Consider the following 24,654-nt stretch of genomic DNA (forward strand, 5'->3'; position numbering starts at 1 on the left):
CTGAGCAAAGCGAAGAATCTCCCCGCACTTCGCATCACCACAGCCGCCCCATTCTTTCCGACCACAAACCCGGGTGCCCCAGGTTCGCGAAGCTAACCTGGGCCGAGCGGCAACGCCGCTCCATTCACGCGAAAGCGTGAACCAGCGAAACTCCCACGAACGAAGTTCATCACCCTGTATCTCAGCGAAGCTCAAACGGTCGAAGACCGTCATCCTGAACGAAGCGAAGCGGAGCTGAAGGACCTGCTTTCCTACACACCCGCTACAACGCACAAGGAAACCCAAAACGAACCATCAGCCAAAACCGAGTGCCCCAGGTTCGCGAAGCTAACCTGGGCATCGCTCCAAAGGAGCGATCAAACGACCGAAGGTCGTCTTCTCTCGGAAGGGGAAGGGCAGGGCTTCAGCCCTGCCGTAAGATCCGCCTGAACAAAGCGGCTTCAGCCGCTGAAGGAATATAACCAAAGCCAATCAAGGCTCGCGCCCTTCAGCACGAGGCCGTGGTGGTGGTGCCGCCTGTGCCTGAATCCTGCCCGTCTCATCGCTCTTCTCTCTGCGTCCGGAAAAAAACATCCATCCCAGCGCGACCAGCAGGAACAGCGGAAGCAACATCAATCCGAGGTAGTAAACCATCGCGCACCTCCAACCTTTTTGTTGGAGGCCCATCACAACACCGCCGTTGTCCTGCAGGCAGTTTCATGGCGCGATGCGGCAGTTATTACACCCTCACCAGCACCACGGTGATGTTGTCGCACCCACCGCGCTCATTCGCCAGATCCACCAGTGCATCGGCGCAAACCTGCAACTCGCTGTGACCGCCCTCGTTCAGCACCCGCGCAATCGCCTCATCATCCAGCTCGCGAATCAATCCATCCGAACACAGCAGAAACAAATCGCCCTGCATCAGTTCACACCGCATCACATCCGGTTGCACTTCCCCATGCGAACCCACGGCGCGCGTAATAATGTTCCGCAGATGTGACACGGAAGCCTCATCCTCCGTCATCAACCCCGCGCGCACCTGTTCATCCACAAACGAGTGGTCGTTCGTAAGCTGCTCCAGCACAGCCTGCCGCAGCCGATAACAGCGTGAATCGCCCACATTCACCACCCACGCTTCCTGCAGGTCGCGGCCAATCTCCAGTCCCACCAGCGTCGTTCCCATGCCGCGTAGCGACATATCCCGATGCGACTCCAGGAAGACCTCACTATTGGCTTCGATGGCCGCTCTCTCCAGCCGCCAGCGTGCAGGACGTGTATCGCGCTCAATCCGCGCTTTTTCCAGAAACACGCGAGCCGCCATGTGCGACGCCACTTCACCGCCCGCGGCTCCGCCCATGCCATCGCACACCACGAACAGCCCCGCCATCTCATCTGCGGCGCAGGCATCTTCATTGTGTCCGCGGCTGCGGCCCACGTCCGTCAGCATCGCGTATTCCACGTGTGGCCTCCGGCTCAATCCCGCAATCCAATCCCTGAGCATGTCCCGCTGGAGGTACCTTCCGTACTGCGCGAATCCGCGGCAAATGCTCTGCGTGCGGTCTACTGCCATCCCGAGCAACCCGGAAATCTTACTGCCGTTTCCGTGCCGCTTCAAACTCGTCGCCCGGCAACCACTCCATGCGCTCCGGCTGACTCATCACAATCCATCCCAACTCAAACCCAAAACGCGCCATGTGCGCATTGCCCGTGAAGTCCATCGAGTCAGAGTACACATCGGCGGGCGTGTGATATTTGTTCTGCCCAAAATCGCGCGACTGCTCGCGTCCCCATGCCTCGTCATGACCTACAAACATGCCGCCCTGCCCCAGCGAGAACGCCGGAATCCCCACGCGCGCCAGCGAGAAGTGATCGCTGCGATAGTACCCGCCGCCCGCATCCACACCGCCCTTGCGCAGCGTCAGGTTGTCATGCGCAGCCAGTGCCTCCAGCAGCGGATAAGCCGTCGTCCTCTGCGCTCCACCCGCGCCCACACCTGTCACATCGCCCAGCGGCAACAGTTCGTCATAGTTGATGTCCAGCGAAATATCCTTCGCCGGAACCGGCGGATGCATTCCCAGATACTGCGAACCCAGCAGCCCCTGCTCTTCCGCCGTCACCGCTGCAAAAATCACCGTCGACGGTGGCTGAATCTTCTTCTGTCCAAACGCCCGCGCCAGCTCCATCACGATCGCGGTCCCAGTTGCGTTGTCCGCAGCGCCGTGAAACACCGGATCACCCTTGCGCGTGCGATCAATACCGAAGTGGTCATAGTGCGCTGTGTACAGCACCGTGCGCCCCGGCTTCGCTCCCGTGATCTTGCCCACCACGTTCGCAGACTCGTATTCATGGACATGCGTAATCACATGCGCCTTCAGCCGCACCGGCAGCGGCTTCGCCTCAAAACCACGTTTGCCCGCCGCAGTAATCGCCTCATCTGCCGTCATACCAACCGTCGCGAACAACTTGTCCGCAACGTCGTGCGTGATCCAGCTTGCTGCCTTCAGCTTCGTATCCGGATCGTCGCGCAGATAGCTGTGCTCGCCGCTCCAAGAGTTCTGCACCACCTGCCAGCCATAGCTCGCCAGGTCCGAGCGATGCACAATCAGGCAAGCCACCGCGCCATGCCGCCCAGCCTCTTCAAACTTGTACGTCCAACGGCCGTAATAGGTCATGCTCTTGCCATTGAAGAACTTCGGATCGTCGCTGGTGGGTTCGTTCACAATCACCACCGCAACCTTGCCCTTCACATCAACATTCTTGTAGTCATCCCAGCCATACTCGGGCGCCACAATGCCATGCCCCACAAACACTAGCGGAGCATCAATCTCCGCCGTCGGCGTGTGCGTCTGGTTGTTCGCAACATAGTCCGTGCCAAAGGTCAGCTTCAAAGCCTCACCTTTCTCCGGCACCAGCGCAAACGTTGTCGAAGGATCGGTTTTCACTCCCACCAGCGGCACCTTCTGGAAGTAAGTGCCATGATCACCCGCAGGCTCCAGCCCCGCAGCCTTGAACTGGTCCGCAATGTACTGCGCGGCCTTCTCACCACCGGGCTGCCCTGGCGCACGGCCTTCAAAGGCATCGCTGGCCAGCGTCTTCACATGCAGCCGCAGCCGTTCCGCATCAACACTTTTTTCTTCCTGTTGCGCTGCATCCGGCAAAGTCAGATTCGCCTGCGCCACTATCGAAGGAACCACCAACAACGACGCAAAGGCCACAGCAGAAGCAAAACGCATCAGCACAGAATCTCCCAGGGGAAAGTGAAGGATGGATGACAAACGAAATCAGTGTATGCCAATCCCTGTCCCGCGAATTGCGTTTTCTTTTTGCTGGCAACACCAGCCAATTCCTCTCGGAAACAAACCCGGGTGCCCCAGGTTCGCGAAGCTAACCTGGGCCGAGCGGTAAAGCCACTCCATCCACGCGAAAGCGTGAACCCGCGAAACTCCCACGAGCGAAGTTCATCACCCTGTATCTCAGCGAAGCTCAAACGGTCGCAGACCGTCATCCCGCGAAGCTCAACGTCGAAGACATCATCCAGCGAAGCTCGAACGGTCGAAGACCGTCATCCTGAACGAAGCGAAGCGTAGCTGAAGGACCTGCATTCCTCCACACCCTCTACAACGCACCAGGAAACCCAAACAACCAGCACCCACAAACCGAGGCCGGGTGCCCCACATCTCGATTCTGAGATGTGGGCCGAGCAGCGAAGCTGCTCCATTCACGCGAAGCGTGAACCAGCAAAGCTCTCATGGCCAAAAACCGTCACGCTGAGAAAACCTGTCAAGCCCCACCCTTCATAACCCAAACAATCCAAATCACTTCCGCGTGCCGATAATTTCCCCAAAAACCGCTACAATAGAGGGTGACATGCAGGAGCGCGCATAGGCCTTGGCGGGCGGCTGCTAACTCCAGCAGAATGACGATTTTGCGTATAACCCCAATCGTATGACGATTTTAGGGACACCAGCGCGCTAAGTCCTTCCGCATGACGATTTTAGAAATTTGAGGGGGGAGGGGGGTACCCCACCACTCACCCCGGCAGGGACACTGCGTGCCAACCATCACCGAAGCAGAAATCAAAACGAACCTCACCAGCGAAACCATTCATAGGCCAAAAATCGGCTTCGTCTCGCTCGGCTGCCCCAAGAACCTCGTCGACTCCGAGGTCATGATGGGCATGGTTCACCACGCAGGCGCGCAGCTCACACCCGCCGCGGAAGACGCCGACATCATCGTCGTCAACACCTGCTCCTTCATCGACTCCGCCAAGCAGGAGAGCGTCAACACCATCCTCGAGATGGTGCAGCACAAGACCGAAGGCCGCGCCAAGCGCCTCATCGTCACCGGCTGCTTGGTCGAACGCTACCGCGACGAGATCCAGAAGAACATCCCCGAAGTCGACGCCGTCCTCGGTACCGGCGAACTCGACGACATCCTCGCCGCCGCAGGTCTCACACCAAAGCCAGTCCCGAACAACAGCCCCTTCAACATCCTCTCCGGCTTAACCGCTTCGGCTCCGGCCATTCTGAGTGAGTCAGCGCGCAACACCTCTTCGCCTGTCATTCTGAGCGGAGCGAAGAATCCCGGCGACGCCGCGCAGCAGCAAGCCGTTCAAACCCTTCCAGCCACAAATCGGGTGCCCCAGGTTCGCGAAGCTAACCTGGGTTCATCGCGCAACAGCGCGATCCCGACGCTGGACACGGCAACAGAGCCTCACGGCCAGTCCACGCCTTCGGAAGGGCAGGGCTTCAGCCCTGCCGTAAACCCCGCCCAGCAAGACGGGGCTTTAGCCCCTGAGGGTATTCTGGTCGACCGCGCCTCCAGCGCAGTCCGCAAGCACAGCCAGCTCGAAGTCCCAGAACAAATCTCCCGTCCCGAAGGCGACCTCCGTGAGAAGCAGGGCCGCTTTCGCCGCGACGACTGGGACGGCGCAACCGCCGAGCTGCCCAGCTACCTCTACTCCGACGAGACACCGCGCATCCTCAGCACACCGCGCGCCTCGGCCTACATCAAGATCGCCGAGGGCTGCGATCATCCCTGCGGCTTCTGCATCATCCCGCAGCTACGCGGCAAGTTCCGCTCGCGACGCATCTCCTCCATCCTCAACGAGGCGGAGAACCTGGTGAAGCAGGGCGTCCGCGAGATCACCCTCATCGGCCAGGACACCACCTGCTACGGTGAAGACCTCGGCATGAAGGACGGCCTCGCGATGCTCCTCGAAGCCCTCGCGACGCTGGAGGTCGAAGGCATCGGCCCCATCAAGTGGCTCCGCTTCCTCTACGCCTACCCGAACAAGGTCACTACCAAACTGCTGGAGACCATCGCGGCGCACGACAACATCGCCAGGTATCTCGACGTTCCCCTGCAGCACGCTTCGCCAACCGTCCTCAAGCGGATGAAGCGCGGCGGCAGCGGCGACATCTTCCTCCGTATGCTCGACAAGGCACGCACCATCGTTCCGGACATCGCCATCCGCACCAGCTTCATCGTCGGCTTCCCCGGCGAAACGGACGAGGAGTTTGCCGAACTGGAGTCCTTCATCAAGGCCGCTAAGATCGACTGGCTCGGCGTCTTCTCCTACTCCGACGAGGAAGGCTCACCCGCCTTCGACCTCGGCGACAAGGTGCCCAAGCGCACCATCGAATCCCGCCGCCGTAAGCTGATGCGCACCCAGCTCAAGCTCAGTGCCAAGGCCCGCGCCGCGCAGGTCGGCCAGGTAGTGGAAGTGCTGGTGGAAGGCCCCTCCGAGGAGACAGACCTCCTCTGGCAGGCCCGCACCCTCCAGCAAGCCCCCGAGATCGACGGCCACGTCCTGCTCAACGACTTCGGCGACCACGAAGCCCTGATACCCGGCACCTTCTACCAAGCCGAAATTACCGAAGCCCACGACTACGACGTCGTCGCCAGGATCATCGAGTAATTATTGCGCTGAAGGAGCGCGGGTGAACCGCGTATCCTCGACTGACATCGGGCCAAAGGCCCGAGCTATCTTAGCCTAGGGCGAAGCCCTAGGTTCACGACCTCACCAAGACTACGAAGGGCTGAAGGCCCGCGCTAAAGGATCACCACCACATGGCAACACCCGCAGACGCAGATATCGTTCTCAAGCTCTACGACCTCCGCCGCGAAGAGGTAATGCGCAAGGCGCGCAACTACGTCGGTATGGAGTTCTGGCCCGCGAACGTGGACGAGTTCCGCGAGATCCACAAGCCCACGAACCCCAACAACGTCTTCTGGCGCCAGGTCATCAGCTTCTACGAGATGATCGCGCAGCTTCCTCTCCACGGAGCGGTCGATACCGAACTCTTCCTCGCCACGCAGGGCGAAGGCGTCTTCCTGCGCGCCAAGTTCGCCGAGGTCTCCGAGGAAGCCACCGGCAACACCTTCATGCCCAACACCAAGAAGCTGATCGACAGCAGCGAGAAGGCGCAGGCGCAGTTTGAGGCCGTCAGGAAGCAGCTTCTCGCACGCCGTGCGCAGGTCGTCGCAGCCAAGGCATAACCCGCAGCATCCAATACTTGTTATGGCAACCAAAACACTCCGCTGTCCCACCTGTAGAACACTGATCACCGAGAAGGGCGATGACTTCCCCTTCTGCAGTGACCGCTGCCGCCGCATTGACCTGGGCAAGTGGGCCAGCGGAGACTACAAGATCACCTCGCCCATCCTTGACCCCGACCTGCTGGAAGACCTGGAACGCGAACAGCAGCGCAAGTACGAGAACTAAGGCCCAAGTGAGCGACATTCCCGACGCACAGCACGACACCATCACCCGCGACGAGGTCCTGTCCGCCGCACACCTTCCCGGTGTGAAGCGCACACGCTGGGCATGGATCGTAGGCACCTTCTTCGGCGCAGGCTTCCTCAAACCCGGTCCGGGAACCTACGGCTCCGTCGCCGCTGTCATCCTCTGGTTCGTGGTGGCGCGGCATGTGCCCTTCCACTGGCTGCCGCTCATCACACTGGCCATGGCCGCAGCGGCAACCGCTATCGGCATTCCAGCAGCCACCCGTGTAGCCCGCGAGAGTGGCCGCAAGGACCCGCAGATCGTGGTCATCGACGAGGTCGCAGGCCAGTGGCTCACGCTGGTCTTCTGCCTGCCCTCCATGCCGTTCGCGCTGCTGGGGCTGCTCTGCTTCCGCGTGTTCGACATCCTCAAGCCACCACCGGTACGCCGCCTGGAGCGTCTTCCCGAAGGCACCGGCATCGTGGTGGATGACCTTGCCGCCGGCGTCTACGGACTGATCGTCCAGACACTCCTGCAGCAGGGTTTCATCATCTACCACCTAATCCAGAGCACACCGAAGCACTAGCTACGTTGCAAGTGCCACCATCGCGGCATACCCTGAAGAGTGATGACGTTGCTCTCCCATCTCCGCAGCCACGCCGACCCCAACGCACCGCACCTTGACCGGATAACCCCCGCCGCAGCGATGCCGGACGGTGTCGTGGACATCTACGGTGCGCATCTGGCCGACACCACACGTCCCCTCATCACCATCGGCGACACCCCCGCCGCACTAAGCTTCACCTCACCCTCGCGCGTCAGCATCCGCGTACCGGATGGCTCCATCTCCGGTGATGTGGTCGTGCGTATCCACGATCACCACAGCAACTCCCTGCCGCTGAACGTCGCGGTGCCGATCGCGGACAACCTGCACCCCATCGCCAGCCCCGCCGTGGACAGCGAAGGCAACATCTACGCCACCTTCTCCGGTACACGTGGGCAGGACGTACCGGTGTCCATCTTCCGCATCGACCGCGACTACCAGATGCGCCCCTTCGTGCGCGGTCTGCAGAACGCCAGCGCACTCGCCTTCGGTCCCAATGGCCACCTGTACTGCTCCTCGCGCTCGGAGGGCACGGTCTACCGCATCAATCCCGACGGCGCGTCGGTGCAGTTCGCCGAAGGCATGGGCATCGCCACTGGACTGGCCTTTGACGACAGCGGCAACCTCTACGTGGGCGATCGCAGCGGCACCATCTTCAAGCTGGATACGCAGGGCAGCGTGTTCGTCTTCGCCACGCTGGAACCGTCCGTATCGGCTTACCATCTCGCCTTCCTGAGTGACGGGACGCTGCTGGTCACCGGCCCCACCACCAGCAGCAATGAGGCGATCCACGCCATCTCACCGGATGGGGAGGTGAGCACGTGGTATCGCGGCCTGGGACGTCCGCAGGGTATGGCTATCGATACGCAGGACAACGTGTATGTCGCCGCGTCGCTGCATGGCGAACGCGGTATCATCCGCATCACGCCACAGAGGGAAGCATCGGTGGTACTCAGCGGCGCGGGCCTTGTGGGATTAGCCTTCACCGAACGTGGCGAAGCGGTGCTGGCTACCAACAGCGCGTTATATACCGTGGACCTTGGCGTGGAAGGACGGTTGAGCCGCTGACATGGCCACTGACCCAACACCCAGCATGATTGCGGAGATTATCGCCGTGGGCAGCGAGATGCTCACGCCTTACCGGCAGGACACCAACTCGCTCGCCATGACGGCGGAGCTGAACAAGCTCGGCGTCACCGTTGCCTTCAAGACCATCCTCGGCGATACCTTCCAGCATCTTGTGGATGCCGCGAAGATCGCACTTACGCGCGCCGATATCGTGCTGTTCTCCGGCGGTCTTGGACCAACGGAAGATGACCTCACGCGCGAAGCTGTCGCAGGCGCACTTGGCGTCGGGATGACACGCAACGCAGTCGTTGTAGAAGCATTGAAGCAGCGCTTTGCCAAGCGCGGCATGATCATTCAGGAGATCAACTTCAAGCAGGCTGACGTGATCGATGGCGCCAGGTTGCTGCCCAACGCCAATGGCACCGCCCCGGGCCAGTGGATTGCCACGGAGTACGATGGCAAACCGCGCTACATCGCTCTGTTGCCCGGGCCGCCGAAGGAACTGCTGCCGATGTTTGTGGAGCAGGTGCGTCCTCGGCTGCAGCAGGTGATCCCGCGGTTACACATTGCGTATCGCTGGCTGCGCATGGCCGTGGTGCCGGAGAGTGAAGTGGACGCGCGCACCTCGCCCATCTACCTTTCCTATCCCGATGTCAGCACCACCATTCTCAGCACGGGCGGCGAGATCCAACTGCACTTCCAGTGCGCAAAACCCACGCTGGAAGAGGCGCAGGAACGCGTGGATGAAGTGCTCTCAAAGTGTGAGCACGAGATGATGGACTTCGTCTTCTCTGCAGATGGCGAATCTCTGGAGCAGGTCGTGCTGCTGATGCTGGGCATGCGTAACCTATCACTGTCTGCGGCGGAGAGTTGCACCGGCGGCCTGATTGCAGAACGGCTTACTGCCATCTCCGGATCGTCACGCTCGTTCCTTGGCGGAGCGGTTGTGTATTCCGACGAGTTGAAGACACTCTTCGCCGATGTGCCGAAGGAACTGATCCAGCAGCACGGTGCGGTGAGTGATCCCGTGGCCAGGGCGCTTGCGGAGGGTATTCGCGAGCGCATTGGATCGGATCTGGCGATTGGTGTTACGGGTATTGCAGGTCCTGGCGGAGCGACCCTGAACAAGCCTGTAGGCCGCGTTTACATTGCGCTTGCCGATGCCGACGGCACGGAAGTGCTTGAGCTGAACCTGAGCGGCGACCGTGAACGCATCCGCTGGTTTGCTTCGCAATATGCGCTGGTGATGCTACGGCAGAAACTGCTGTAGGCAGGGGTACCCCCTCCCCCTCTGTTTTTTCTAAAATTGTCTTTCTACTGGAGTTACGGCGCGAGTGTCGCTAAAATCGTCTGTCCATTAGGTTTAGGGGCAAAATCGTCTTTCTAAAGCCTTTAGCTGTTAGCTTTTGGCTCTTAGCTTTCCTCTTGTTTCTATTTTAGTGGTTTGGTGGAAATAACATGCCAACTCTATTTCTTTTGGTTTGTTGAGGTTGGGTGGGTTCAGGGCTTGACAGGTTCCTGCCCGTTTCTCAAACCAGCATCCAGATCGCTCCTGATGGGGCGATACCCAGGTTAGCTTCGCGAACCCTGGGGCGCCCGTTTGTTCTGGTCTTGCTACACTCTACCGAGTCATGACCCCGACCGTACTTTGGATCGTTACGTTGCTGGTTGCCTATCTGTTGGGGTCGATTCCCACAGGCTATCTGCTTGTCCGCTTCTTCCGGCATGAAGATGTTCGCGCTACGGGGTCCGGCAACATTGGCGCAACCAATGTGGCACGCTCCGGCGGTAAGGGACTTGGTATTGCAACGCTGGTGCTGGATGCATTGAAGGGCGCAGTCGCGGTTTCATTTGCATGGCACATGGCACAGCGCATCGGCTTTCCGAGCGGCTATGACCTTGAGGCGATGGCTGGCCTGTTCGCCGTCCTTGGCCACATGTACACGGTGTGGCTTGGCTTCCGTGGCGGCAAAGGCGTTGCCACGGCCCTGGGTGTGTTTCTATACCTGATGCCGACGGAGACGTTGTCTGCCGTGGTGATTTTCGCCATTGTCTTCGCACTTACGAAGTACGTATCACTTGCGTCCATCGTCTCCGCTGCAGGACTTGCTGTATTGTGCCTGATCTTCGACACGCGGCATCAGATCCTTGTGGACGTTGTCTACGTTGCGATTCCGCTGCTGGTCATTGTGAAACATCACGCGAATATCTCGCGGCTGCTGAACCGCACCGAACCCAGATTCGGTGCAAAGAAAAAGGAAGCATGAGCAGGATTGCAATTCTGGGAGCGGGTGCATGGGGTACTGCACTGGCCCTATCGCTGGCACGCCAAAAGAAACATGAACTGACACTGTGGGCACATACGCCCTTGCATGTGGACGCGATGGTTGCAACGCGCGAGAACAAGCAGTTTCTTCCGGGCTACACGTTGCCTGAGGATCTCCGCATCTCCAAAGACCTGCTGCAAACGGCACAGGAGCATGACATTCTGCTCTGCGTTACTCCATCAGAATTTGTTGGTGATACGGCGTGTTCCATTGCGCCTGTGCTGCGCGAAGATCATATCTTCGTCTCTGCATCGAAAGGTCTGGAGAACGAGACCTTTCGTCGCATGAGCGAAGTGGTAGCAGCGGCATCGCCTGTTCGCTTTGCGACTCTGGGTGGACCTTCCTTTGCAAAAGAAGTTGCCGCGGCGTTGCCGACGGCGATCGTGCTGGCATCAAAAGATGCTGAAGCCGCACAGCAGTTGCAGCGCGATTTCTCCTCCGACTCATTGCGCGTTTACGTGAACGATGATGTCACCGGTGTTGAGCTGGGTGGCGCGTTGAAAAATGTTATTGCGCTGGCAGCAGGCGTTGTTGCGGGTCTGGAATTAGGACACAATGCAGCCGCGGCTCTGATCACACGCGGCATGGCAGAGATGACTCGGCTTGCGGTTGCGTCGGGAGCAAGGCCGGAAACGATGGCAGGTCTCGCAGGCTATGGTGATCTTGTTCTCACCTGCACCGGATCGCTTTCCAGAAACCGCACGGTGGGTGTGGAGCTTGGCCGAGGAAGAAAACTTCCTGACATCATCGCAGGATTGAATGGCAAGGTGGCGGAAGGTGTTCGCTGCACCAGGGCCGCACTGGGGCTGGCTGCAAAGTTAAATATTGAAATGCCCATCACGCAACAGATGTACGCCGTTCTGCATGAAGACAGGCCGCCACTGGATGCTATTCGTATGCTGATGACGCGACCAGGGCGCAGCGAGTAAGTTACTGGCTGCCACTTAGAAGCGACTTATTGCGTCATAGGCAACCTTTTAAGTCCGGAAATTCGATATCGGAAACAATCGTTTCGTGGACTACTTACCCCGTTTTCACGGCATCTCTTCTATTTAGTCAGGAATCCGTCGGGCATTGGACCTATGTGCCAAAGACAGAACCCTTCCTTAGGAGAGTTATGAAACACGATGGAAATCGTTTCTTTCGACTCGGTGCCGCAGCCATTATTTCCGGTATTTTTGCCTGCAGTTTCAGTGTTCATGCACAGGAATTAAATCCCACGGGGGACCCGCAGACGTCGCGCACGGGCATTCAGAATGGCGGTCGCCCGGTAGGTGAACTCAATGGGCAGCCTCTCTATCGCGTGAATGTCGTCCGCCGCAATCTGGACGCGGTGAATTATCTGCATCGTAGTGGTGACACAAAGCTGGATATGATCGGCACTGTTCTGCTGCCGAATGCAAAAGGCAACGCGAAGGTAAGCAGCGGCAAAGGACGTATCACCGTTGACCTGGATGTGGACCGTCTTCCTCCGGCAAATGGTTTTGGCCAGGAGTATCTGACTTATGTTCTATGGGCCATTACTCCGGATGGCTCTCCTGCAAACCTGGGTGAGATGCTACCAAGTGGCGGCAAGCAGCGTGTGCAGATGCAGGTGACCGTGCCATTGCAATCGTTTGGACTCATCGTGACGGCGGAGCCTTACTTCGCGGTCAAGGTTCCGAGTGACGTGGTGGTTATGGAAAACCACGTGATAGAAGGTAAGACCAACGGTGTCATTGAACATGTGAATGCGCATTACACACTGCTACCCAAAGGTATCTATGCGCAGACAGATGGATCGAAGACCGTCTTCCGCCCGATAACTCGCGACGAACATAGTCCGCTGGAACTGTATGAGGCGCATAACGCGTACCAGATTGCTCTGCTTGCCGGCGCGGACAAGTATGCACCTGACATTATGGCGAGGGTGAAACAGAACCTGGACAGCGCGGATGCGATGGATCAGGCCAAAAAGCGCGACGAGAAAATGCTGATCACGCTGGCGCGCGAAGCGGTACAGCGCGCCGAAGATGCCCGCGTCGTAACCCTGCGGAAGCGCGAACAAGAACGACAGCTTGCGGAAGTGAACGCACGCAAGAATGCACAAGTGGCCGCTGCGGCAGCAACTCTGGCAGCGCAGCAGCAGGCCATGAATGCAGAGCGTGCTCGAACTGCAGCAGATCGTGAAGCAGCAGAACGTGCACGCGCAGAGGCCGATGCCGCTTCAGCAAATGCAGCCGCTGCAGCAGCGCAGCAGAATGTGGTGGCGATGCGTCGCAAACTGCGTGCGCAACTGAATTCCGTACTGGCAACCCAGGAGACACCGCGCGGACTTGTGGTCACGCTGGGCGATGTTCTTTTCGACACGGCAAAGAGCACGCTCAAACAGAACGCGCAGATATCGCTGGCGAAGGTCTCCGTCATCCTGCAGCAATACCCCGACCTGAAGCTGCAGATTGAGGGCTACACCGATTCCGTGGGCAGCGACAACTACAACCTGAAGTTGAGCGAGGACCGTGCCGATTCCACCAAAGCATTTCTCATCAACAATGGAGTGAATCCCGAGAATGTTTCCTCGCTGGGGTTCGGTAAGGCAAACCCTGTGGGGGATAATGCGAACGCTGCCGGCAGAGCGCAGAATCGCCGCGTTGAAATGGTGGTTTCCGGCCCCTCCATTGGCGTGAAGACGCAGGCAGAACCAGCTCCCACCCATTAACGACAACCGCATAACCACCGCAAAACGGGCTGCCTGGGAGGTAGCCCGTTTTGCATTCCCTGATGATTGCTTGCAGGTGCAGCACGACGGCTGTTTTACTCAAGGACATGGGTATCAGCATTCGCGATCGCATTGCATTCGTCACCGGCGCCAGCGCAGGTATTGGAAAGTCAACGGCATTGGCACTCGCAAAAGAAGGCGCGAAGCTGTTGCTATGCGCGCGTTCCACGAATGCACTGGATGCCATGCGCGATGAACTTCAGCAGGCCGGGGCGCCTGCGGTGCATACGTTTGCGCTGGATGTGCGCGATCGCAGCGCAGTGGCAAACGCCATTGCCCATCTTCCTGAAGCGTGGCGCGCCGTGGACATCCTGGTAAACAATGCAGGACTGGCGCGGGGCCTGGAGAAGTTCTATCTCGACAACATTGACCACTGGGAAGAGATGATCGACACGAACACCAAGGGCCTGTTGTATGTGACGCGCGCGATTCTTCCGGGCATGGTGGAACGCAATCGCGGGCATGTGGTGAATCTTGGCTCCACGGCTGGATGGACGGCGTATGCAGGCGGCAGTGTGTATTGCGCGACCAAGGCAGCGGAAAAGATTCTGTCAGAGGGCATTCGCATTGACCTGATGGGGACGGCCGTGCGCGTTACCAGCGTTGATCCTGGCATGGTGGAGACGCGATTCAGCGAAGTGCGCTTTGGCGGTGACAAAGAGCGCGCAGCCAAGGTCTATGCCAACACCACGCCGCTGATACCGGACGATGTGGCGGACGCCATTGTCTGGGCCGTGACGCGGCCTGCGCACGTGAATGTCTCTTCGCTCCTGCTGACGTCCATTGACCAGGCGAATGCCGTGACAATTCACCGTCGGAATCCGTAGCATAGTGCACGAGTCCTTTCGGGCTCCATCACCGTCCAATCGGCATATCATGCGCATGTTGACCAATGAGAGATTACTGTCCGCCCGTGTGCGTGGCTTGAATGCGCCTGCCCTGGCGCTTGCATGCGTTCTGCTGCCCGGTGCTGCCCTGGCACAGGGTGCCAACGCTTCCCTGTCCGGCATTGTCCACGATCAGACGGGTGCGGTGGTGCCCGGAGCTCACATTAAGCTGACCGATGCAAACCGCGGCACGGTACGCAGCGTGGACAGCAACAATGCAGGCGTTTATGTGCTGCCGCAGATCGCACCGGGCGATTACGTGCTGCAGATCACGTCCGCAGGCTTTGCCACCACGGAGCAGAAGCTGACGCTGACCGTGGGACAACATGCAGCGCTGGATGCCGGGCTTCGGGTAGAAGCCTCTGCCAGCGTTCAGGTAGAGACAACGCCGGAGACGGAGATTGAACGCGAGGATGCATCGCTGTCCACCGTTACAGGTCCGCGCGCCATCCGCGAGTTACCGCTCAATGGCCGCGATCTAACGCAGCTTACGTATCTTTCGCCGGGCGTGGTGATGTCCCGCCGATTGAATCCGGATTCGCAGGGACTGGGCAAGCAGATCAGCATCTCCGGTCGTCGCACCAACCAGGTGGCATTCCTGCTGGACGGCACGGATGTAAACGATGCCTATAACAACACACCCGGCGGCGCCAGCGGCACCATCCTGGGCGTGGATTCCGTAGGACAGTTCCGTGTGCTGGTCAGCGGCTATGGCGCAGAATTCGGACGCACCGGCGGTGGCGTCATCGACGAGATCACACGCAGCGGAACATCGCAGCTGCACGGCAGCGCATTTGAATTTGTGCGCAACTCCGCGATGGATGCAAAGAACTACTTCGACTCTGCGTCGCTGCCCATCCCGTCCTTCAGCCGCAACCAGTTTGGCGGATCGCTGGGTGGGCCCATTTCAAAACGCGATTTCTACTTTGGCAACTACGAAGGTCTGCGTCAGAACCTGGGCGTGACCACGAGCGCGCTGGTACCGAATGCCACCGCACGCGCCACCGCCGTGGCCAACGTACAACCGTTTCTGGCGATCATCCCTACGCCAAACAGCACGGTCTTCACCGATGGCACGGGATACTTCAAGACCACCAATACCAATCGCACCACGGAAGACTTTTTCGTACTGCGCTACGACCATCAGCATTCGGAACGCACCAACTGGTTCGCGCGCTACCAGTTTGACAACGCGAATGCATACACGCCGGATTCGCTGCAGATTTCTCAAGCGCACAATCGTTCGCGCACGCAGTACCTGACCGGCCAGATGACGCACAGCTTCAACGACCACCTGGTGAACGCAGCACGCGTTGCTTATAACCGTTCGTACTACACGCTGGAATACACCTTCATCAAGAACATCCCGGATTCGTTGTCTTTCGTCTCCGGCAGGCCTTTCGGATCCATCAGCGTGACGGGGCTTGCGATGATTGGGCCCATGCGCTTTGGCCCGAATGTGAACCAGCTTAACCTGTTTCAGGGCGCGGACGATCTGACATGGACGATAGGCCGCCACACGCTGGCCTTCGGTGTGGATGAGAAGCAGATCATCTTTCCGCAGGAAGCTGCACAAAGCCAGAACGGTTTCTACCAGTTCACCTCCGTCGCAAATTTCATGGCGGGGGCGGCTTCGAGTGTCGAAGTGGCGCTGCCCGGTTCGAATCCGCAACGCAAGTGGCGGCAACACATGGACGCAGCGTATGTAACCGATACATGGCGCGCCACCGATGCACTGACACTGACCGGCGGCATCCGTTACGAACACACCAGCGTTCCCAACGAAGTTAACGGATTACAGGCCACGGTGCGCAATGTGCTGCTGGATACCGCGGATACGCTCGGGCCCATGTACACCGATCCGTCCAAGCTGAACTTCGCTCCACGGCTCGGCTTCGCCTATGTTCCGGGTGAAAAGAACACCAGCATCCGCGGCGCATTTGGAATCTACTTCGATCCGTTGTGGACAGACTTCTACCTGAATGCGGGCAGCCGCCAGCCACCGTTCTTTACAGTAGGCGGCGTGAAGACGGGAACACCAATCACCTTCCCCAATACCAACATCACTCCATCGAACTTCAGCCTGGGACGCATCGACGTTGTCCAGTACAACCCAGCCTCACCTTACGTGATGCAGTGGAACCTGAGCGTCCAGCAGCAACTGCACCGCGGACTTTCGTTCACGCTGGCCTACGACGCCAACCGCGGCGTACACGATCAACGCATCGTGGACGAGAACCAGTCGCTGCCAACCTATGTGAACGGCCGCAAGTTCTTCCCAGTCGGATCGAAGGTGCGCAATCCGAACTTCACAGCCATCCGTTACAAGAAAACGGATGGCCTCTCCAGCTACAACGCCTTGCAGGCGGTACTGGCATGGCAGTGGCGCAACATCCTGCAACTTCGCTCCACCTACATCTGGGGCAAGAGCATCGACACCAGCTCGCTGGTAACGGCGCAGGGCTCTGAGAACGATGTGCCGCAGGACCCCGACTCGCTGGCTGCAGAAAAAGGTCTCAGCAACTACGACCTGCGCAATTACTCCTCGACGTTCCTGACAGCAAACCTGCCGCGCTTCCGTGGCCCGAAACTTCTCTCCGATGGCTGGCAGTTCAATGCCATTGCCATCCTGGCTTCGGGCGCGCCCTTCTCTGCTCTTGTGAGCTATGACAGTGCACGCGCCAACTTTGGCACCGGGCCGTCTCCGGAGAGGCCGGACCTTGTCCTGGGGCGCAGTTCCAACCTCATCAAGGGCGGGCCGGTTCAATACTTTGACCCCACCGCATTCTCACTGCCCGCACCCGGCTACTACGGCAACCTGGAACGAAACACAATGATTGGTCCCGGGCTGGTCTCTGTGGATACGGCGCTGGCGAAGAACTTCCGCTTCAGCGATCGCATGCGGCTGCAACTGCGGGGCGAGGTGTTTAACCTGCCTAACCGTCCGAACTTCGGCATACCATCGCAGCGCAACGTATTCACCACGACAGGCCGTGTGGCCAGCGCCGGAACCATTACGACAACACTTACATCCAGCCGGCAGATTCAACTGGGTGCACGCTTCGATTTCTAAGGGATTGAATGCACTAGAGCCTGTTATGAGCACGAACGAAAACTCCAGACCGACTCTCTCCGTGGCAATGATTGCCACCAACGAAGAGAAGAACCTGCCCCGCACACTGGCCGCCTTGCAGGGATGGGTGGATGAGATCGTCATTGTCGACTCCGGATCGAAGGACCGGTCGCCGGAAATCGCCGTCCAGTATGGCGCGAAGCACAGTTACAACCGCGACTTCAAAGGCCACGCCGAGCAGAAGAACATTGCCATTGCACAGTGCACCGGCGATTGGATACTGCTGCTGGATGCCGATGAAGTGGTCACCCCGGAACTTGCGGTTGAGATTCAACATGCGTTGCGCAGCACCGCGGTAAATGCCTTCTGGATGCCGCGACTGAACATCTTCATCACACGGTGGATGCGTCACGGCGGCCTGTTTCCAGACGAGAAGCTGCGTCTGTTCCGCCGCGGTATGGCCACGGTGGACGAGAGCATTGGGCCGCACGGCACACCGCAGTACAACGCGGATAAAGGTCACCTGAAGCACCATCTGCAGCACTATGGTTACCCGGACTTCGCCAACTATCTTGACCACATGAACGAATACTCCACCGGCACCGTGGCCGCACTGTCACGACGTAAAGCCGGAACACCGAACTGGGCGCTGCTGGCGCAGTCGTTCCTCAACCCGTTTTTCGGATGGGTGAAGAACTACATCTTCCGTTTAGGCTTTCTGGATGGCCCGGAAGGCCTGATCTTCCACCTGAACCACGCCGTCTACGCCCACTGGAAATACGTGAAGGTGTGGGAGGCGCGGAAGAAGGCGGCACAGTAATATCGCGGATTCTGCCCCTGTTCGCAGGAGAAGAATCCCAACAGGTTCAGCCGCGGCTAGGCGTTTGAAAATTCCTCTTAGGAAACCGGAAACGCCTTCACCAATTGCAGCATCGTCGGGATTCTTCGCTACGCTCAGAATGACGAACTTCGTTCGTATGAGCTTCGCTTTGCGAAGCTGGTTCAGTTTGGTGGCCGAAAACATTCTGGAGTATCGGCGCGATGGGATGCATCGGGATTCTTCGCTTTGCTCAGAATGACAATGCTGCTTAATGCGTGTGGAAGATCTTGCGATTGATGTCCGGCCAGAATTCCTTGAACGTGTAACCGGCACCGTCGATCAGGGCGCTGGTTAGCCACTTCTGTCCCACCTTCGTCCACGTGCGATAGCGTGTTGGGTAGTACAGCGAAGAGATACCGGCTGCCGCTCCGGCGCCGATGATCTCTGAATAATTCGGCATGGCATTGCCGTCGTCCGTACGCGAGACGAAGATACGGGTGGCTCCATAGAGCGCCCGGCGCTTGAAACCGCCGTGGCCCAGGGTGTAATACCGCGGGTCCTGATGAAACACGACCGGCATGGCACCCGCCACCATAAAGTTTTCACTGGCGGTGTCAGCCAGGCCATGCCAGTAATACCGTGCGTAGCCCTTCACGCCCTGGTGAAACTCCGGATACGAGTTGCCGTACATGGCGAAACCGGCTGTAAATGCAGCAAGTACAAAGCTGGAGTAATCAAAGGAATTGCGCCCCGCCAGCACAAACTTTTCCTTTACTGACATGGGAGGTAACTGGGTATCGGCGGATACGGCGCTGAAATTCGGCATGATGCCCAGAATGCGCTGTGTCTGCTGCGGTCCGGCGGACTGGTTCGCATTCGTCTGTCCAGCGCTGGTTTTCTGCGGATCCTGCGCCTGAGGATCAGAATTTCTTCCCGGGGCATCCGGCAGGCTGGACGATTCGGTTGCCAGATCCACCGGTCGGGCTATCGCCACGACCACATTGTCGTTTGAGGGAGTCTGCACAGGAAGGTCTGCCTGCTGTGCAGGCAGAGCAGCGGTAGTACACGCCAATGCAAGCAGTACAGGCGCAAAACGACTACGAATCATAACTTGGGTCACAAAGGTTAAAGACGGAAAATCCCTTCCTAAGATGCAGAAACATCATTAAAAAGCTAACCGTGGCGTTAATTGGACACCAGGTTGCGCAACAGGAAAAGAACATTTGCCGGACGCTCCGCCAGCCGTCGCATGAAATAGGGATACCAGTCCGTCCCAAAGGGAAGATAAATCCGTACGCCATAACCGCGGCGCACCAGATCCCGCTGCAATTCCCGCTTCACGCCATAGAGCATCTGAAACTCGAACGCGGACCGCGGGATATTGTGTTCTGCGGCGAATTGCTCCGTTGCCTGCACCATCGCGGGGTCATGCGTGGCGATGCCGCAGAAAACACCCGAGGGCAACATTGTCTGCATCAACCGCACATAATTCGCGTCCACGTCTGACTTGGCCGGGAAGGCAACGTCACCCGCTTCTTTATAAGCGCCTTTGCAGAGCCGGATGCGAATGCCCTGCCGCAGCAGGCGTGCCGCGTCCTCTGCCGTGCGGTACAAATAGGCCTGCAGCACGGTTCCCACGGCGCCGGGATACTGCTGCGCCAGCCGTTCCGTCAGGGCGATAGTCGCCTCAGTGTACGGCGTTCCTTCCATGTCGATGCGGACGAAGTTCCCCACGTGCGCGGCGTGCGCCACAATGTCGCCCGTGGTGCGCTCCGCCAGTTCCGCCGAAACATCCATGCCTACGCCGGTCAGTTTCAGGCTGACATTTGCGTTGAGCCCTGCGGTCATGATGCCTTCCAGCAGGCGGTGATAGATGTCGGCGGCGGCAACCGCCTCGGCTTCCGAACGGACACTCTCGCCGAGTGCATCCGCGGTCACGGCGAATCCCTGGGCGTTCAGATCGCGGGTCACGCGAAGCGCGTCTTCCACGGTTAGCCCGGCGACAAAGCGGCTGGAAAGCCTGCGACCGGGAGCCGATCGCTCCATGATGCCGCGCATAGTGTTGTTCTGGGAAAGAGAGATCAGGAAAGAGCGAAACATCTTTTGGAAAGTCTCATCGGCAGGGGTGGGTATGTCAAATCACACAGCCTGGGACATATGTGGCCGCAGGCTCTGAAGTTATGTAGACGCTTTAAAACCCGCCAAATCCAGCAGCGTCCTTGAGCAGCAGGAGATACCAAAGCACCGGAGCTGCCACCAGCAGCGCGTCGATGCGATCGAGGATGCCGCCGTGTCCGGGCAGCATCGCACCGGAATCCTTCACGCCCACGCCACGCTTCAGCGCGCTTTCCAGCAGATCGCCAACCTGCGCAGCAATGTTGACCAATGCGGCCAGCAGCAGCGTCTCCCATAGCGGCTCCGAGATATGCAGCAACGTGCTGCCCCGGCGGCCAAAAAGCTCGCACACCCCCGCCAACGCAGCGGCAATCACCACTGCCCCGGCAATGGAGGCCAGCGCGCCCTCCTGTGTCTTGTTCGGACTGAGCGCGGGAGACAGTTTGCGTTTGCCGAATGCTTTGCCCACATACAGCGCGGCAATATCGCCGGTCCAGACCACCAGCATCAGGAAGATCAGCAGCGTGGGGCCGTTTTCCTTCCCCGCAATCTGCGGCAGCAGCGTCAACGGATACGCGATGTAAATCAGTCCAAAGAAGCCTGCCGCGGCGATAGGCAGAACCCGTTCCAGATGCCCGTTCTTCGCCTCGCGAAAGGCAACGATGGTCAGCAGGCTAAGGCCCAGCGCGCTCAGCACCGGCAACGGCGAATCGAGAGGACGCCAGTACGTCACCACAAACAGCAGAGCGACGGCAAGCAGCAGCCACCATGTTGGAACCACTTCATCGCCCGCCCGCGTCAACGCCACATATTCATACGCGGCCAGCAGCGCCACCAGCGCCGACATGACGATCAAAGCAAGCTGATTTCCCCAGAAGATCAACCCAAACACAAGGGCGATCAGTACCGTGGCAGTAAGGATTCTCTTCATAGGCCAGTGTTGAGGATACCGCTTTTACATGGGTCGGCTGCGTCGGCGTGTCCTCATGCTGAGCAGCAACAGGACAATGCACAGCGCCGCCATCGTAAGCGGCAACGGGAAACTCTCTATGGCACGGCCCATAGCGCCCATCAAAATCGCGAAAAACGCGTTTGCTGCAACGCAGACCTTTGCCAGTGTCCGATCATGCGGACGCTCGGCCCGCATCAGGTTCATGGCACCCAGCAAAAGCCCGCAAAGGACTGTGCAGAGAACGAGGGCTTGCGCATCTCCAGCGTAGTAGCGATGCAGAAGGACAAACAGCGCAAGGCTGCAGCCCAAAAACACCCATCCGGCAATGCGGTCCAGCGTCCGCATCGGCTAGCGGCTGACCATCTCCGGCGTTGCGGCCTGTGGCATCTGCGGGTCAGGCAGCGATTCGTCGGTGAATTCTGTATCCAGACCGCCAAAGCGGCGGCTGCGCTGCTGAAACGCTGCGATGCCTTCCAGCAGATGCACACCCAGGAAATCCGGCCACAGGCGTTCCGTGACAAACAATTCCGAGTACGCAATCTGCCACAGCAGATAGTTCGAAATGCGCATCTCGCCACTGGTGCGGATCAGCAGATCCGGATCGGGCATGTTGCGCGTGTACATGTGATGCGCCAGCGTCTCTTCGTCAATGGACTCCACGCCGCCCTGCACGCTGAGCAGATCTTCTACGGAACAGCCGCGGCGATGCGCCTCTTCCATCAGATCGCGCAGGATGGAACGCGTGGCATCCACAATCTCCGCCCGCGAGCCATAATTGAGCGCCAGCGTCAGGGTGGTTCCGGTATTCTTCGCCGTCTCCGCCTGCGCCCACTGCATGGTTTCCTGTACTTCTTCCGGCAGTTCGTGGGTGCGGCCAATGTAGGCCATGCGCACGTTGTTGTCGTTCATGCGCTTCACATTGCCCACAAGATAGTTCTTCAGCAGCTTCATCAGGAAGCTGACTTCCGCCTTGGGGCGTTTCAGATTGTTCTCAAGAGAAAACGCGTACAGCGTCAGGAACGGAAGGTTGATGCGCGATGCCGTCTCGACCACAAACTGGACGCTCTCCGCGCCCTGCTGATGGCCCAGGAAACGCTTCATGGCGCGCTTGCCTGCCCACCGGCCATTGCCGTCCATGATGATGGCCACGTGCTCGGGGATGCGGGCCGGATCCAGCGTGCGATACACCTCAAGCTCCTCAGGGGAAAGCTCGTGAATACGCAAGGGCTGGGTCAGGGGCAAGGTTTCGACTCCGGAAGATTCGCTACCGCTCGACCGTAGCACGTCCGCTCAGGCCGTTGCAATGAAGCAATCGACCTGAGCGCGGTGCCGAGGAGAGAGAGGTCGCGAAAAGTCAGATTCTTACGCCATCCGGCGACGGCCACTGGCCAATTCGCGCACATGGTTCAGAAAAATCGACTTCTGCAACGCGTCCAGCTGCGAGCAGAACTGGGCAATCTCCGCCAGGAACGGGTCCGTCATCAGCACGGCCGCCTCATCCTTATGACGCGTCTTTGCGTCGCGCAGAAGGGCGCTGATGTCCACCTGCAGAGCCCTGGCCAGACGCTCCAGGCTGCTGAGGGTCGGCATTGCCTTGCCATTCTCAATCTTGCTGATATAGGTGCGGGGAACGTTCATGCGGCCAGCAAGCTGACGCTGGCTCAGGTTGCGTACGCGACGCAGATCGCGCACGGCTGTGGCCACTTGTAAGCCGCTGTCCTCCGACGACCGTTCTGCCGGCGGGACCAGCGAAAGCGCGGGAGCCACAACCGGCTCGGGCTCTTCCACATCCAGGGGCTTGCGGCACTTGCGGCAAAGCGAGTTTGCAGACCGGAACTGAACCAGGCTGCAGTGATCGCAACGAAGTACCTCCCGCTGTTCGACGGGTGCCATCATGGTTGCCATATTGTCGTGTAGCGGATGGGTGCCAGAGCAAGGCCCCATATCACGCACGTCCGATAAAGAACGACCGCGATGTTCCTACTGTGATACGGGGTAACTGGTAAGTCAAGGGGGAACCGGAATAAATACCCCCGAATTCCAGAAGAAAACCGGAAAGGAACCAAACAAGTAACTATGCCGCGCCGCTGTGACCGTGTAGGTCGCTACGGATGAAACAGTTCCTTCCAGGTACGGTCCAGTTGCAGCCAGCGAGCGTTCTCAAACCAGCTTGTCTGCCACTCCGGCTGGTGCAGCAGCCCATGACCGCGATCGCACATCTCCTCCGTGGCGCACGAACCCAGCAGGCTCCACGACGGCGGCCCCATGCGCGCCGGGTTCTTCAGCAGGCGCATGCAGGTGGGGCAACGCTCACGCTGATCGGTCAGCGCCCAACTGGCCGCAATCACGTTGAAAACAAGACCGCACGCGACCAAAACCCAATCCGCCCATGCCCCCAGCAGGTGCTGAAAAAGCTGTGTTACCTGAAGCGCCAGCATGTACGCCGACAACACCAGAAGCGCCAGCTTCCCCGCGAGAAAGCGCCAGCGGACAAAACGCTGCCGGAAGGAAGCCGTTTCGCCCTCGTAGGCTTCACACGCGCTATACCGCGACGTGACCATGGTGGACGGCAAAGAAAACAGAGCCAGCGCAATAAAACAGGCAAACGCGCCATAGCCCCACTTGGAAAATGCCAGATGCCGAAGCTGGGAACGCGCCATGCTCTCCACAAAGAGTGACACGAAAAGGATGGCAATGAGGCGCAGGCAAAGGCCCGGCTCGCGCCAGTCGATGGCCCGCCATGCGTTGACTACGGCCAGCCAGCGCAGCGTAATGGCATCGCGCATCATGCCTTCGCGACATCCCAGGGCCGTGGCGGAATCTTCTTCAAGCATGTAGCTCAATTCCGCCACCCATTCGTCCTGCCACAGGGCGCGTTTGCGGAGAGGAACGATCCGCGCAGCGAAACGCAGCGTGCGGTGCAGCGACTCCATCTGCCGATAGCGCTTCATGCCTTTACCGCTTTCTCAGAAACAAATGCCGCAATCAGCGGATACCGCTTCTCCGCCTCTACAAGAGCCAGTTGCCCGACTTTGGTCACCTTGTAGTAGCGACGCGCAGGACGGTCTTCCTTGCGCGCTTTGGCTTCGCTTTCCCATCCGCCATCGATCAGGCCATCGTTCTCCATGCGCCGCAGCGCGGGATAGACCGTGCCACTGGGGAGACCGGTGACTTCCATGATTTCAAAGCCATAGCTATGCCCCGACTTCAGCGTCTTCAGCATCAGGGCGGCAGTGTGGGAGAGGCGAGGATTTTCGGCCATGGATATTCGACCTCGGGCGATGACCTATGTAGATATCTACTTGACTGCATAGGCATGTCAAGTGTAGATAGTTTTCTAC

Annotated in this window: 23 protein-coding genes; 12 read left to right on the forward strand and 11 right to left on the reverse strand. The window is 59.1% G+C overall.

What is annotated here, in order from left to right; translation table 11 throughout:
- Positions 1-471 precede the first annotated feature (471 nt).
- The 3 genes from AB6729_RS16225 to AB6729_RS16235 form a co-directional block, all read right to left on the reverse strand.
- The gene (locus AB6729_RS16225) at positions 472-633 is read right to left on the reverse strand and encodes a hypothetical protein (RefSeq protein WP_371082706.1); all 162 of its coding nucleotides are present in this window, start codon (positions 631-633) and stop codon (positions 472-474) included.
- An 85-nt stretch (positions 634-718) separates the two neighbouring features.
- Complete coding sequence (locus AB6729_RS16230) at positions 719-1,441, reverse strand: Stp1/IreP family PP2C-type Ser/Thr phosphatase (RefSeq protein ID WP_371082707.1); 723 nt, start codon at positions 1,439-1,441, stop codon at positions 719-721.
- Positions 1,442-1,571: 130 nt separating this feature from the next.
- Positions 1,572-3,215, reverse strand: coding sequence for a M28 family peptidase (locus AB6729_RS16235; RefSeq protein ID WP_371082708.1), 1,644 nt, complete (start codon positions 3,213-3,215; stop codon positions 1,572-1,574).
- 818 nt (positions 3,216-4,033) lie between these two features.
- Between AB6729_RS16235 and rimO the strand changes: the two genes are divergently transcribed.
- The 12 genes from rimO to AB6729_RS16295 all read left to right on the forward strand — a co-directional run bounded on the left by rimO (position 4,034) and on the right by AB6729_RS16295 (position 18,246).
- Positions 4,034-5,902, forward strand: coding sequence for a 30S ribosomal protein S12 methylthiotransferase RimO (rimO, locus tag AB6729_RS16240; protein WP_371082709.1), 1,869 nt, complete (start codon positions 4,034-4,036; stop codon positions 5,900-5,902).
- Positions 5,903-6,054: 152 nt separating this feature from the next.
- Positions 6,055-6,483, forward strand: a complete 429-nt coding sequence (locus tag AB6729_RS16245) for a hypothetical protein (RefSeq protein WP_371082710.1) — start codon at positions 6,055-6,057, stop codon at positions 6,481-6,483.
- Positions 6,484-6,505: 22 nt separating this feature from the next.
- Positions 6,506-6,709, forward strand: a complete 204-nt coding sequence (locus tag AB6729_RS16250; protein WP_371082711.1) for a DNA gyrase inhibitor YacG — start codon at positions 6,506-6,508, stop codon at positions 6,707-6,709.
- A 7-nt stretch (positions 6,710-6,716) separates the two neighbouring features.
- Positions 6,717-7,295 carry a phosphatidylglycerophosphatase A gene (locus AB6729_RS16255; RefSeq protein WP_371082712.1) on the forward strand — a complete coding sequence of 193 codons (579 nt, stop codon included), beginning with the start codon at positions 6,717-6,719 and terminating at the stop codon, positions 7,293-7,295.
- Positions 7,296-7,337: 42 nt separating this feature from the next.
- Positions 7,338-8,381, forward strand: coding sequence for an IPT/TIG domain-containing protein (locus AB6729_RS16260; protein WP_371082713.1), 1,044 nt, complete (start codon positions 7,338-7,340; stop codon positions 8,379-8,381).
- Between the two features lies 1 nt (position 8,382).
- Complete coding sequence (locus tag AB6729_RS16265; RefSeq protein WP_371082714.1) at positions 8,383-9,651, forward strand: competence/damage-inducible protein A; 1,269 nt, start codon at positions 8,383-8,385, stop codon at positions 9,649-9,651.
- Positions 9,652-10,012: 361 nt separating this feature from the next.
- Complete coding sequence (plsY, locus tag AB6729_RS16270) at positions 10,013-10,648, forward strand: glycerol-3-phosphate 1-O-acyltransferase PlsY (protein WP_371082715.1); 636 nt, start codon at positions 10,013-10,015, stop codon at positions 10,646-10,648.
- Positions 10,645-11,637, forward strand: coding sequence for an NAD(P)H-dependent glycerol-3-phosphate dehydrogenase (locus AB6729_RS16275; protein ID WP_371082716.1), 993 nt, complete (start codon positions 10,645-10,647; stop codon positions 11,635-11,637). Before plsY ends, AB6729_RS16275 begins: the two co-directional genes overlap by 4 nt.
- Positions 11,638-11,825: 188 nt before the next feature.
- Entirely contained in the window at positions 11,826-13,406 is a 1,581-nt protein-coding gene (locus AB6729_RS16280) for an OmpA family protein (protein ID WP_371082717.1), read from the forward strand.
- Between the two features lie 107 nt (positions 13,407-13,513).
- The gene (locus tag AB6729_RS16285; protein ID WP_371082718.1) at positions 13,514-14,293 is read left to right on the forward strand and encodes an SDR family NAD(P)-dependent oxidoreductase; all 780 of its coding nucleotides are present in this window, start codon (positions 13,514-13,516) and stop codon (positions 14,291-14,293) included.
- 49 nt (positions 14,294-14,342) lie between these two features.
- A complete protein-coding gene (locus AB6729_RS16290) occupies positions 14,343-17,426 on the forward strand; it encodes a carboxypeptidase regulatory-like domain-containing protein (protein ID WP_371082719.1) in 3,084 nt (1,027 codons plus the stop codon).
- Positions 17,427-17,451: 25 nt separating this feature from the next.
- The gene (locus AB6729_RS16295) at positions 17,452-18,246 is read left to right on the forward strand and encodes a glycosyltransferase family 2 protein (RefSeq protein WP_371082720.1); all 795 of its coding nucleotides are present in this window, start codon (positions 17,452-17,454) and stop codon (positions 18,244-18,246) included.
- 268 nt (positions 18,247-18,514) lie between these two features.
- Here the strand turns inward: AB6729_RS16295 and AB6729_RS16300 are convergent, their stop codons facing one another.
- The 8 genes from AB6729_RS16300 to AB6729_RS16335 form a co-directional block, all read right to left on the reverse strand.
- On the reverse strand, positions 18,515-19,354 hold the full coding sequence (locus AB6729_RS16300) for a hypothetical protein (RefSeq protein WP_371082721.1): 840 nt from the start codon (positions 19,352-19,354) through the stop codon (positions 18,515-18,517).
- Positions 19,355-19,431: 77 nt separating this feature from the next.
- The gene (locus AB6729_RS16305; protein ID WP_371082722.1) at positions 19,432-20,346 is read right to left on the reverse strand and encodes a proline dehydrogenase family protein; all 915 of its coding nucleotides are present in this window, start codon (positions 20,344-20,346) and stop codon (positions 19,432-19,434) included.
- 91 nt (positions 20,347-20,437) lie between these two features.
- Complete coding sequence (locus AB6729_RS16310) at positions 20,438-21,292, reverse strand: phosphatidate cytidylyltransferase (protein ID WP_371082723.1); 855 nt, start codon at positions 21,290-21,292, stop codon at positions 20,438-20,440.
- A gap of 24 nt (positions 21,293-21,316) precedes the next feature.
- Complete coding sequence (locus AB6729_RS16315) at positions 21,317-21,658, reverse strand: hypothetical protein (RefSeq protein WP_371082724.1); 342 nt, start codon at positions 21,656-21,658, stop codon at positions 21,317-21,319.
- A 3-nt stretch (positions 21,659-21,661) separates the two neighbouring features.
- Positions 21,662-22,555 (reverse strand): isoprenyl transferase, encoded by an 894-nt coding sequence (locus AB6729_RS16320; protein ID WP_371082725.1) that lies wholly within the window; start codon positions 22,553-22,555, stop codon positions 21,662-21,664.
- A 120-nt stretch (positions 22,556-22,675) separates the two neighbouring features.
- Positions 22,676-23,218 carry a helix-turn-helix domain-containing protein gene (locus AB6729_RS16325; protein WP_371082726.1) on the reverse strand — a complete coding sequence of 181 codons (543 nt, stop codon included), beginning with the start codon at positions 23,216-23,218 and terminating at the stop codon, positions 22,676-22,678.
- Positions 23,219-23,418: 200 nt separating this feature from the next.
- Positions 23,419-24,264, reverse strand: a complete 846-nt coding sequence (locus AB6729_RS16330) for a hypothetical protein (RefSeq protein ID WP_371082727.1) — start codon at positions 24,262-24,264, stop codon at positions 23,419-23,421.
- Positions 24,261-24,575 carry a PadR family transcriptional regulator gene (locus AB6729_RS16335; protein ID WP_371082728.1) on the reverse strand — a complete coding sequence of 105 codons (315 nt, stop codon included), beginning with the start codon at positions 24,573-24,575 and terminating at the stop codon, positions 24,261-24,263. Before AB6729_RS16335 ends, AB6729_RS16330 begins: the two co-directional genes overlap by 4 nt.
- Positions 24,576-24,654: the final 79 nt, after the last annotated feature.

This window comes from Terriglobus sp. RCC_193, from assembly GCF_041355105.1.
Classification (GTDB): domain Bacteria; phylum Acidobacteriota; class Terriglobia; order Terriglobales; family Acidobacteriaceae; genus Terriglobus.